At 33.0% G+C, this 12,970-nt stretch carries 9 protein-coding genes and 1 pseudogene; all 10 read right to left on the bottom strand.

What is annotated here, in order from left to right:
- Positions 1 to 3: 3 nt before the first annotated feature.
- The gene (gene colA / locus MHB70_RS13610) at positions 4 to 2,640 is read right to left on the bottom strand and encodes a collagenase ColA (protein ID WP_061530487.1); all 2,637 of its coding nucleotides are present in this window, start codon (positions 2,638 to 2,640) and stop codon (positions 4 to 6) included.
- Between the two features lie 503 nt (positions 2,641 to 3,143).
- Entirely contained in the window at positions 3,144 to 3,656 is a 513-nt protein-coding gene (locus tag MHB70_RS13615; protein WP_000719364.1) for a hypothetical protein, read from the bottom strand.
- Between the two features lie 113 nt (positions 3,657 to 3,769).
- Entirely contained in the window at positions 3,770 to 5,524 is a 1,755-nt protein-coding gene (locus MHB70_RS13620) for an adenine deaminase (RefSeq protein ID WP_000437101.1), read from the bottom strand.
- A gap of 356 nt (positions 5,525 to 5,880) precedes the next feature.
- Positions 5,881 to 7,047: a serine hydrolase domain-containing protein gene (locus tag MHB70_RS13625; RefSeq protein ID WP_000710625.1), complete on the bottom strand. Its 1,167-nt coding sequence runs from the start codon at positions 7,045 to 7,047 to the stop codon at positions 5,881 to 5,883.
- A gap of 257 nt (positions 7,048 to 7,304) precedes the next feature.
- The gene (locus MHB70_RS13630) at positions 7,305 to 7,811 is read right to left on the bottom strand and encodes a DUF3902 family protein (RefSeq protein ID WP_000780146.1); all 507 of its coding nucleotides are present in this window, start codon (positions 7,809 to 7,811) and stop codon (positions 7,305 to 7,307) included.
- Positions 7,812 to 7,994: 183 nt separating this feature from the next.
- The gene (locus tag MHB70_RS13635) at positions 7,995 to 8,726 is read right to left on the bottom strand and encodes a hypothetical protein (protein WP_000932780.1); all 732 of its coding nucleotides are present in this window, start codon (positions 8,724 to 8,726) and stop codon (positions 7,995 to 7,997) included.
- A 15-nt stretch (positions 8,727 to 8,741) separates the two neighbouring features.
- The gene (locus MHB70_RS13640) at positions 8,742 to 9,851 is read right to left on the bottom strand and encodes a DUF58 domain-containing protein (protein ID WP_061530627.1); all 1,110 of its coding nucleotides are present in this window, start codon (positions 9,849 to 9,851) and stop codon (positions 8,742 to 8,744) included.
- Complete coding sequence (locus tag MHB70_RS13645) at positions 9,848 to 10,780, bottom strand: AAA family ATPase (protein ID WP_061530628.1); 933 nt, start codon at positions 10,778 to 10,780, stop codon at positions 9,848 to 9,850. The genes MHB70_RS13640 and MHB70_RS13645 overlap by 4 nt, the downstream gene beginning before the upstream one ends.
- Before the next feature lie 301 nt (positions 10,781 to 11,081).
- Positions 11,082 to 12,329, bottom strand: a complete 1,248-nt coding sequence (locus MHB70_RS13650; RefSeq protein WP_061530629.1) for a PoNi-like cognate immunity protein — start codon at positions 12,327 to 12,329, stop codon at positions 11,082 to 11,084.
- A gap of 27 nt (positions 12,330 to 12,356) precedes the next feature.
- Positions 12,357 to 12,883, bottom strand: a pseudogene (locus MHB70_RS13655) (cytoplasmic protein); the annotation flags it as partial.
- Positions 12,884 to 12,970: the final 87 nt, after the last annotated feature.

Below are 12,970 nucleotides of genomic sequence, written 5' to 3' on the forward strand. Positions count from 1 at the left end.
AAACTATTTTACTTCCACTGTATAATTCCCTGTTCCCCCGCCATATTTATATACACTTAAATAATATTTTCCTGGCTTCGCATTATAATTTCCAAGCAATTTGTTTCCATCACGTTTTGTTGCGTAAGTTACGTAATTGTTTAGATCTGATTCAGAATATAATACCCAGTTTAGTCCAATGTTTTGTTCGTTCGTAACAGAAATCTGTAAATCTTTTTGATCCTTTACATCGATAACAAATTTATCTCCCTGATCTTGATCACTTAAGTTTCCTCTTAATAACGTATTTAAAAATAGTGGATTGGCTGTTTCAAATGAATTATTCGGCTCTTTTTCTACAGCCGTACCTTCTTCCGTATTTACTCCGCTAAACACAACATCATATTCAAATTGTCCAGCATGATTAACACGGTAATTTATAAAATAAGCAGTCAATGTTTTATATCCAGTCCACTCTTTTCCTGAAATACGTTTCAACATATCATCTGTTGCTTCATTCATTACTTTCCAATCCTCAATCTCTCCTTTTGCTGAACTTCCAGTATATGTCCCCTGTAGTGTAAATGTATTAAAGAATTGTGATTTATTCTTTGTTACTTTCACATCTTTTAATTTCGCTTCATTCGTAATATCTGAAGTAATGTCCGAAAGCGATTTTGGATCATGCTGCGCTAAGTACTCATCTGATACTTGTGGGATTGTATACTTATCGCGATTATCTATAAGCATTTGCATATAAGATTGATATTCTTCATTTAAGTTATTATCTTTGCTTAATGCAGAACGGTATGCGTCGTAACTTGAAACATCATTTGCACGAATTAAATCATGCACTTTATCGAACATTTCAGGACGTTTATTATACATATATGATTGCAATGCAAACGAATAGTTATAAAAATCCCACGTTCCATATTTCGCATTTAATGTTTGTGATGCTGTATAACGTTTTGCAGGATCATTAGATAACCCACCAATTATACTTTTTCGCGGTACTACACTATTTAATCGCGTTGAACCTGCAAAGAACTCTGCATTTCCTTCTTCAAACCATGTTAAACGTTCATTTTGATACATTTCCCCTTGGCCCCATAATCCCTGAACCTCGTACCTTCCTTGTAAGTAGTGTGTAAATTCATGGCGGAACAATTCTTCCAAACTATAAATACTTTGCTCTGGTGTACGTTCATATGTAAAGAAAGTTCCCGTTCCTTCAATATAAATTCCACCATTATTCGTTTCATATCCGTACAGTTGACGATTAAATTGATACTCATCTGGACTATTATAAATAACCATCGTTAGCACATCATCCGCATGTCCATTTTCAAGTGGTTTATCGCTACCAACTGTACGATAAAATTGAGAACGTACTTCTTTCGCTGCCCAGTATAGTCGCTTAATTTTCTCTTCACTAACCTTATCCCCAGCTTTAAAGACAATTGCTCCATCATCAAACGTATATGTTTTCGGTAAATATTTCTTTTTACCATCGTCTCGAATTTGATCTAAATTTATTGTTTTTCCGTTCGCATCTACTCCTCCGTAATTTGTAGTAATTTGTTCTGCCGCAACAAAGTATTGCTCTCCTAAATATGGATAAATTCGCATTGCGTCTGTAACAACTTGCTGTCCTTTTGTCGGCGTACTATGAAGCTTGCCCAATCGGCCAGCATAGTAAATTCCGTTATTAATTAACCATCCATTTTTATCTGTTACAGTACCAATTAGTGCGAAACGACTTACTTCATTAATAAAGGTATCGATATTTCGATACCACATCGTATCTTTCGGCTCTTTTCCAGTCGTGTACATATCCGTCTGAATATCAAAGTCAATTCCCTTCATCAACTCATATATTGCGTCTCCTTTTGTTCGGTCTTCAATGAAAGTTGCAAGATTATCGTTATATTGTTTAAAAATTTCACCTGCATATAAAACCGTTTCAACATCAGCCGATGCATTTCCAATTAATTTTCCATATGATGAAATAACTTTATTTTGTTCCGATGTACCAAGTTTGAAATTTGGATTTTTTGCAATTGTTTTTAAAGCCGGTAAACATTTATCATGGTAGCTACGCTCATTTAGTTTGCTTAATTCATCATGGTAAAAACCTAAATAAAATGCTGCACGTAGAGCTTCTACTAATGTTTCAATCCCTTTTGAATCATCTTTCGTATAAGCTTGTCCTTGTTCTGCTAGTTTATTAATAATCGCTTGCATTCGACTATCATCTTGATAGAATTTAAGACTATCACTATTAAACTGAAATAATTCTGGAATTTGATACCATTTAATTGTCACAAGAAGATCAGTTAATTGTTTGTTATTTAATTGATTTAACTCAGCCATCGAATACTTTTTTTCTTCAGCTAACGGTTTAATATTATCGGTTGGTGCTAGTGGACGCTGCGATAAATCCGCTAATTTTAACCGTTTTGTAAAAGATGCATTTTCTTGTACTTTTGAAGGATGCGCCAATTCATCAACAGATTTCTGTATTCCTACCGGCTCCATTTGTAATACTTTCTTCACATTTTTCTCTTTTGTCTCTGCTTGAATTTGCAAACCATTACATGTTATTGTCACTAATCCAACACCAAGAATCCACTTAGAAATTTTCGAATATTTAACCATATCATTGCCCCCTAATAATTTAAAAGAAAATTCTGAATTTTAAAATCAAAAAAACACTTATTTGTATGTATTTACAGTTCCGCTATAAATACAACTATGATCAATAATGCAATAGTAGCTTGTTTTATACTATTACGAGTACAGATTCCTTACATACAACCTCCCTTCCTTACATGTAATACAAGCAAAAACTGTGCCAATCATATTTCTTATGAATAGCCAATATTCTTTTATAAATACTGTAGAATAAAATATACATAGGTGGTTCGACAATGTATAAATCATTTGACACAAAATCTAATTTTTATGAAGAACAAATTCATTGAATGTTATAAGTTCATTAGCAAGTACATAATTTTCAACTAACAACATCGCAAATTTTTAAATCTCTCAAAAAAGGTAAACAAACATATTCCATAAAGCTAATATGTTTGTTTACCTTTTCCGATTTCAAATCAATAGCAAGATATCGTTGAATAAAAGCAGCATTAATACGTATTTTGTTATTCATTTCTCTTTTTCATATAATCTTTTTCACATTGTAACGGTTTGAATTTCACTTTTTTCCCTTTCTTCTTTTTCGTTTTTATAACGAGCCATTCCCCTTTTTCAACGTCTAGTTTTAGGCGTTTCATTACATTGATATTATCGTTTTCTTTATAAAGTAAAAATGCCTCTTGCGCCCTTACAAATAAGCTCGGCTGCTCGCTAAATCCACCACTATCATAAATTTTAGTTAGCGAATTATAATAAGAATCATTTTCCTTTCCACCATACATCAAATGGGCAGCCTCCAAATCTCTTTTACTTACTTCCCAAAAACTATGTTCATCAATATTTAAATTAAATGTGGATTTAATGTCCTGTATTATATTCTTCACATACTTTTCATCTCGAATTTTCCTTTCTTCAAGACAATCCGAAGATAACCTTGGTGCATCTGATTGGGAATGTACAACGTGTTGTATCGATACACACAGAATAAATATGCTTAAAATGTAAAATATTTTTTTCATATTTACATATCACCTCAAATGATTTAGATACTATATCATTTGAGGCTTACAATATTCTTATGCTAATAATAAGAAAGATCCTATAAAATAAAATTTTTATAGGATCTTTCCTTTTAATATTGCTTTATCAAATTCACGGGCGGGGCAACTACCTTACTACTTTTCACATCATATAATCCTATAGGTGTTACTCGTATAAAAGGTAAGTGCGTCGCAGAAAAGAATAAAATGGTAAATGCCGGATCGTTATAAACATAGCCTCGCTCTTGTAGTAATTTCACCATCTTTTTCTCTTCTTGTATTAATTCGCTCATTTTTAAATCGGACATAATCCCGAGTAAAGGTAATGCAATTTCGTGTAACACTTCATTGTTTTCTGCTATGACCATTCCACCACCGAGCTCTTTTACTCTACGAAAAGCTGTAAACATATCTTCTTTCCTTTTTCCGATAAGAATGATGTCGCCTGTACCAGAATAAGAACTTGCAAGACCTCCTAATTCATTTACAAAACCTTTCACAACTGTATTCACTCGCCAAGTACCATCGCGGGCAATCATCATTAGAAAACATTCATCATGTTCCATGGAAAGTTCATCACAGTCTAAGTCGATTTCGCTAACATATGGTTTTGTTATAACATTGTTTAACAAGTGTATACCCGTTTTATTAGAAAAAATCATATGTTCTTTTTCTATAGACCAGTCTAATGATAATGGGGTTACTTTAAATTCACTCCAGTTTATATGTAATGATTTATTTTTGTTTACTCCGTCACGCTTCACCCATTTTCCCTTTGCAATTACACTAATTGGCACCGGATTTTCTTTACTTTCCAAAATATTAATATTGGCGATTCTCCCTGTCGCAATGGAGCCATGTAAATGCTCCATATTATAATAACGAGCAATGTTATAGCTTGCCATATGGTAAGCATCTATTGCCGGAATTCCTTGCTCAATCGCTATTTCTATCAATCTATTCGTCATTCCGTTTTCATAAAATGACGGATGTGAACCATCTGTTGTAAAAATGAATCTATCAAATTGCTTAACACCTAATTCTAGTAATTCTTTCAATAAAACTTCTAAATCTGGACGGATTGAAGAATTTCTAAGGGAAACAGTGTAACCTTGCATAAGACGAGTGAAAGCTTCCTGTCCTGTCATCGCTTCATGATCGCAATCCGTACCTAACAACTTTAACTTCGCTAAAGTCGTTTCAGATGCCCCTGGAAAATGTCCTTCTACTTTTTTCTGTAACCGCTTCGTTTCCTGCACCCAAGTTAACATTTCATCATCGCCATGTAATAGTTTTGGCCATGCTGTTAACTCACCGCCTTGAAGAACTGCTTCATGCTTTAGCCACTCTATTATTTCTTCACTATTAAATACAGATTCCCCGTTTTGCAGCTCAGTTTGTCCATCAAAACGACACCACCAATACATACTTGCCGGAATCTTTTTAAATTCATCTAATAAACGAAATGCTTCTTCACGTTGTAATGTGAAAAATAAAGTTAAATTATCATTAATAAAAGTTGTCGTCCCAAATTGCATCGCATGATTCGCTAACGTCTCTGGATTATACAATTGATATGGATGTGCATGTGGTTCTATGTAACTAGGAACTACATACTTTCCATCGCAATCAATCACTTCACATTCACTTAGTTGCTTTGGCAGCTGCTCTCCTACGTATACAATTCGATTATTATATATCCAAATATTCGCTGTCATCCACTCGCGCATATAGGAATTTAAATATGTTGCATTCTTTAATAATATGTGTGGACTTCTCTTATCATCTAGTACTTCAACATGTTCTCGTAATTGCTTATTAGTCCATTTAAAATGATTTTGTTCCATTTTATTCAACTCCAAATCAACTCATAATTATTTTGATTAAAACGAGAAATACTTAACTAACTAAAGTATTTTCTATTCATAACTCCCCTATTGGTGCCCCTATATCCTTCATTATATGGAATAATTTCAAAAATAACAATTTTCAGAATCATACACATACCTCTTTTATCCAAAATAAAAAGAATGTCATGTAACTGACATCCTTTTTATTTTTATCGTAAGCTATACGATTGATTTTCACTTTGAAATATACTTGATGCCCTATCATAAATGCTACTACTGTCCATAGTTGCGCATTTAACAAAGTACCTCTTTTATATACAACTATAACAAAATTCCATTCATTTTCTTTTCATCTATTTATTAAATTCAATTTGCATCATTTTATTAAACTGCGAAACAATATCGACCTCATCTAAAGAGTTAATACTGACAGCCAATGTATGTTTACCACCAATTACTCCGCCAGCAAAAGTTGTAAATCCGGGAATTCCTCCTCCGTGACCCCAAACTGAAACACCGTTTGGAAGTTTAGTCTCATAGATTCCAAGACCATACCCATCACCAACCGCTTTTCCTTCTACAGGAACTGTAGTAAGCATTTCTTTTAGCTCTCGTTCCTTCAATAACTTACCACTGAGTAAAGATGAAAAGAATTTATTTAAATCATCCGCATTAGAAATCATATCTCCAGCTGAATTAGCTAAACTCGGATTATAATACGTAATGTCTTTCAACTCGCTCGTTCCTTCGGTTTTCACATACCCACGAGCATGATTCTTTCCTGGGATGACAGGTGAATTACCTGGTAAAAACGTATTTGACAAGTCCAAAGGTTCAATAATTCGCTTTTCGATTTCTTCCGCATAACTATTACCAGTTATTTTTTCAATAAGCATTCCTAGTATTACGTATCCTGTGTTTGAATACGACCAGCCTTTACCTGGCGAAAAATCTGGAGGCAGAGAAAGGCCTATTTTCACTATTTCTTCTGCTGTATACGTTTTTTTCGAATTCATTATGTCAGCATCTTTTGACTTTAAATATTCAGCTATACCACTCGTATGATTCAAAAGTTGGCGTATCGTAATTTGATTACCATCATACCCATTTCCTTGAATGAGGCCCGGTAGCCACTTTTCAATTGAATCGTCAAGTTGAACGCGATTTTCTCCAACTAATTGTAGAACAGTCGTGGCAGTAAAAGTTTTCGTCACACTACCAATCCGAAAGCGATAATCTGATTTCACCGGTTTCTTTGTACTTAAATCTGCTACGCCAGCAGTATAACTACTCGTTTTTCCGTTATTATACGCCTTAGCTAATATCCCTGGAGCGCCAAGCTGTACTGTTTCCTGCATTACTTGTTTCCAGCCATTACGATTCTTTTGATCATGTACTTGTGACGAACTAGAAATATTTTGAGTTGACTCTGCAGTCACAGTAAAATCAGGTGTGAATAGAGCAGTACCCGCTAATAAAACTGCAAAACTTGCTAACTTAATTGAATTACATTTTTTCATAAGGCTTTCTCTCCTCCATTAATATCGGATTGATTCAAGCTATACTTTCATCCTATATGATAAATCTCTCTTTTTTCTTATCCATTCCTTACGAAATACTTACGTTTAAATTTAAATACGGTAAACTGAGGAAGAGTTATGCATGCAAATAAAAAGAGAACATGTTTTCATTTTTCATGTAAACACGTTCTCTTTTTATTTAAAATTCTATATCAACTTTTTATTCTATTCTTTAAACAACTAATCTTTTTTCACTTTTACCATCCTGCACTGGCGTTCATACCATTTCCGATAATAGTAAGAAATAATGGCCACAGTACTGGCCCTAACGTAAGAAATATATTTAGAAGTATAAGTATTCTATATCCCACGGTAAAATTATTATTTTTACGATTTACCAATACTAAAATAAATAATAATATTATGGTCGTTAAAAATAAAAATAGAATTAGCAACCAATACCAAACCATTAAACTGAGACTCCATGGTGTTAATAGCTCGTGTATTATACCAAATATGATTCCTAATACCCCAAAACTAAAGGTAGTAACTGTTGATTTTATAAGCAATTTATTTAATGTTTTTTCATATGTATTTTTACAATATAAATCTATTAAAGTGAATAAAGATAAATATGCCATTAATACACCTACCCAAGACAATAACCAGTCCCCGCCACCTCTAAATAACAAGAACATCAACCAACACATACCTACTGCAGAAAAAATAAAGGAAATAAGTATGCTTTTTAATACCAGTTTCATTATATTTTCACATCCTTAAAAAATCAAAAATTAATTATAATTTATAAAAATTAAGTATAGGTTAACATGTAATAAAGTATAAGTAAATAAAGTTAATTTTGTTTACCTATTTGAAGACGGTTTCATATAAGAAAATAATTCATGTTAATCAAATTTCCGTATAAAAAAAGAAAAGGTGGATATTTATGTATCCACCTTCCCATCTCCCTCTATCCACTTCATTATTTCTTCCACATCTAAATCCGTATACGTCTTTTCACCATAACGAACAGACTCATATAACGAGATAATATCCCTTGTTCTACAAATTCTTTTTAGCCACTGTTGCATCGTTTCATAGGACCTTCTCTGTTCATGAAACGGTAATGTTCTTTCCCATTCAACTAACGTTTTTCTTATCTTATCTGTCGGTAACGGGTGTTCTAACTGATGCCTCACTTTCTCGTTCTTTTCGGTTCTTACCGTATTTTCTTTTGTTACCGTTTGTTTCTCTTGTTCTATTTCTGATTTCGTTAACTTTTTCCGAACTAATTTATAAAGAAAATATATAATTATTACTGCAATAACTACATAAAAAGCTACAGTAATCCATGAATTTGAAAGTACAGAGAATATGGCTCCCCATGAACTTTTCCTTTCGAACTCTTTCATTTTTTTACCCGTTGTTGTTCTTATCCCTTTATCTCCTACTTTTTTATCTTCAATAGGTGTCCCATACTCTTCAATATTTTCATAGTTTATTGTTTCTTTATAATTTTTTTCAGATTTTTTCTCACTAAAAAAACGCTCTTTCACTATGCCTTGTACATGCACAACACCTTGCGATAACGCTATCGCACTAATCGAAAAGAAAAGTATAATTATTACTTTTACACTCCAAAACTTCACTTTCGTATGCTGCTTTTTATTCAACATGACATAAGCCCTTTCTTATTCTTTAATTACAATCCATTTATTCGTTCTACTATATTTCTTTGGTGAAGTACCAAGAATTAAAGGAACCGCATCCAATTCCTTAAGACGAAAGCCAGCAGTGTAAAAATAAGAAGACGATACAGGCGTATCTTGGTCCGATATTGAGGCAAGTACCTTTAATATATTTTGCAAATGTTTCCGATTATCCCCATTTTTTATATGTAGCAAACCGTTATCTTTTACACTATTGATCCATACTTCAAATGAACAGTTTTGCATGAGCAATTGTTTACATATACCCGCCGTTAATTCAATTAGTTCCTCTGTATCATTTCGCAAAGAAACACCACTTTTATTTTGCAAGTTGAGATAAATCGCGTATTTATCACATTGTGTTCGCTCATACTTTTTCGCAGTTATCGTCCCTGTTTTCGCCGTTGCACTCCAGTGGATGGAACGAAAATCTTCATTTTCATAAGACTTTACTCCCATTACTTTCGTTTCATCATATAAGGGTGAAGACATCGCTTTTCGAAATCCTCGTGACCATTCTTGTAATTCAGGAACTTGTATTTTCGGAACAGCTGGTAAAACTAAATAAGACGGCGTATCAACTTGTTTATATGTTATATTGTTCGTTATAAATCCAAAGAGATCGGTAATCACAATTTCAACTTCTTCCCATTTCGCGATGCCTCTTTTTAACGCTACAGCTTGCAAATCAAATGAAACTGACTCCTTTCCTTTTAAATTAAAATTCATATAATAATTTGAACCTGTACTATGATTTTTGTTTATTTCATCATGATTCCAAGTTAGCTTATTTTCACATTTAAATCGAAATACGATATTAAGAATAGGAAATATCGACTTGTTTGAAATTTTCATTTTGCACATATTCGTTTCACCTATAAAAACGTTCGAATTCCCTTGACTGTATTCCCATTGAACACGAGATACTTTACGTATATATACACGCATAGCACCTATTAAAATTACATATAAAAATACGAGAGATAAAAACAGTAGATTACTTGAAAATACACTTAAAATAACGGCTACAACTGACATAACCCCCATTACGAAAGGCTCCGCTAAAGGTGTATACACAAGCTGTTGATTCATCGTACATTCTCCACTGGCACACTAATCGTATGAAGAATTTCTTTCATGATTTGTTCTTTCGTCGTTTTCATCTCTCCTTCAATCGTTAACGTTAAACGATGAGCACAGACAGATGCAGCGAGTAGTTTTATATCATCTGGCGTACAATAATCTCTTTCATTTAAAATTGCCCGTGCTTGAATCGCCCTCATAAATGCCAACGTTCCCCGAGGGCTTACACCAATTTCAATTAACTCATGGTTACGAGTTACTTCAATAATTTCAAGGAGATAATCTTGCACATCATTCCCTACTAACACTTCTCTTGCACGCTTTTGCATCGTAATAATTTCTTCACTTGAAATAATAGAATGTAACGTTTCTAACGGATCATTCATTTGAAACCGATTCATCATTTCCTTTTCAGCTTCTCTCGTAGGATAACCTTGGCGTATTGTGAGTAAAAACCGGTCTAACTGAGCATCTGGTAACGGAAATGTGCCCGCTGATTCGAGTGGATTTTGCGTTGCTATAACTAAAAAAGGTTCTGGTAATGAATGTGTCTGTTTCGCAATTGTAACAGTACGCTCTTCCATAACCTCAAGTAACGAAGATTGTGTTCTCGGTACAGCTCGATTAATTTCATCCACTAATACGATATTTGCAAAAATGGGGCCTAACCTCGTTTTAAAATCCGATTCCTTCACATCAAAATATTCAAGACCAATAACATCTCCAGGCAAAGTATCCGCTGTAAATTGTATTCTTTGAAATTTAGCGTCCACACTTTTAGCCAAACTTTTCGCTAACGTTGTTTTTCCTGTCCCAGGTACATCCTCTAATAAAATGTGTCCTCTTGCTATTAGAGCAATGGCTGCTAGTTCTATCGATTCGTCTTTTCCTATAATAACTTTCGAAATATTGTTAGTAATTTTCTTTAATGTACTCATATAGTAATCTAGCACCTTTTAATCATCTAAAAATTAAGAATATATTTTTTCCAAATTATAACATGTATTTCAAAGATGAAATAGAGTGAAAATGAATCTTTTATTTTTTCTTCATTGCACGCAAAAAAGCACCTATTGTCGTATATTGACAATGAGGTGCTTAACTCAATCCAACAGCTTTCTTTCCCTCTAATTTTTAGTAACAATACATCCTTTTTTCTCCCACGCATGCATTGTTTTCAATTAACTAGTAAAATGCATTCTAATATTACATATAATGAAAACCATTTCTATTTTATCGTTATAGAACTTCCTCTACATCGACACTCTCTATCTTTACTTCATACATATTTGGGATGTTTGCTTCTTTTGGTACCCATGCATAATAATTTTGATCATTTTCTAACATAAATTGAACTAACTTTGTTTCTGAAACATTCCAGAAATTTTTAAGATTATCAATGTAGTCCTCTAAATCTTCTTTATAGTCCAATTGTAATATATAATCTCTTAATGTCAGGGCAAACACAATTAAACTTCCTAATAGATTTTTTTGCTCGTTTTCTTCTTCATACTCTTGTGGTAAGAACCACACTTGACCTATTCCTATCGTTTTTTTGTATTTTTCATAAAAACTACTATCACCCATATTCTCATAGTCATGGATCAATTCATTGACCAATGAATGCCATTTTGGAGGAATAATGTTTTCCAATGCAGGATTATTTTCAATTCCTTCTACTATATCCTCGATTTCTTCTGTCTCATCTTCATAGTGATATTCACTTAGGTCTATATGCTTGTATTTCATTTCATTTTTATAATGTGCCAAATCATATGGATAATGGTTATTATCTTTTAAACTTGTATCATCAAGTTCGAGTATCTTTACTAGTGCAGCTGTCTCAAAGCTCCAGTACCCTACATATCCAGGTTCTTTATGTGCATTTTTCCATTCATAATCATAATGGCCTTTAAACCATTCTTTCTCCATATACGTTTGTAATCTTTTAGACGCTTCTTTTTTATCTGTTTGTGCAAGTTCTATAATCTCTCTCGTTTTTGCATATGGATTTTCTTTATAATATCTGTTCGTCATTTTTATGTATCCGATATCACTAGCGCATAAGAGGAAATCAATTACTGCGTCGTTCATATTTTTTGTATCAACTATCTTTTTTAATCTTTCTATATTCTTTTTATCCGTTTCTAACAAAATTCCTAAGGAAATCATCCAAATTAGACTTAAATATCCAATTTCCCTACTCCCTGTATTCTCTAAATCATAAATTGCATTATGAAAATCTTCTTCTATTACACTAATTTCTTCCCCTAAAGAATACTTTGCCCTAATATCCTCCATCTCATATCTAAAATTGGCTAGATAGGTCCCTTCTATAATACTCTTATTATCTTTAGAATATCTTTGAATTCCATTTTTAGTATCTTCTTCTAAACTTTTAATATCTTCTCTATTTTCCTCTATAAACTCTTTATTATATTCAATTCCTTCTCTACATTTTTCTTCTATACATAAATAATTTCTCATATCATTCAATTCCTCCTCGCTTCTAAATTATGGCCACTCTCCAACGATGTTACCCTTTGCATCTATCTTAAATGTTTTAACCTTTCCACTACTATCGACTTTTGATAATACTCTTTCTACCTTATCTCTCTCCAACGCTTTCGTAATCTTATCTGCTAATCTTTTATCTCCATCAACAGCTTTCAATATTCTACTTTTTTCAGTCTTCACACCTGTCAACCAATCATCCGACATTTGTCGTCCATCTTTAGTTTCCCTAATTGTGAACTGCCAAATTTAGCTTCATCAATAACATATTTGATCTTTGATTCTGCATTTGTATTTTCGTATAATCCATCAATTCCTTTTACTATTTTATCATTTATGCCTGATGTTGCACTTTTTCCGACTGGCTTTAAATCAAATCCAGCATCTTTTAAACTTTGATTATTCAATAAATTGTCACTTGATTTTATTTCACCATAATTACCTTTTTGCTTATTTGTAGCTGTTTTTGCATCAAAATTATCTACAGTTGTATTTTTACTACTGCTAGGTTTACCGTTAGCCGTATCCTAAGTATCATCCTTAGCCCCTTTAACTCAACCAATTTCTTCCTAAAGCTTTGAAATCTTACTTTGAGTATAGGCTTTCGTGTCTTT

Origin of the sequence: Bacillus sp. FSL M7-1020 (genome assembly GCF_038050415.1) — a bacterium.
GTDB lineage: Bacteria > Bacillota > Bacilli > Bacillales > Bacillaceae_G > Bacillus_A > Bacillus_A toyonensis.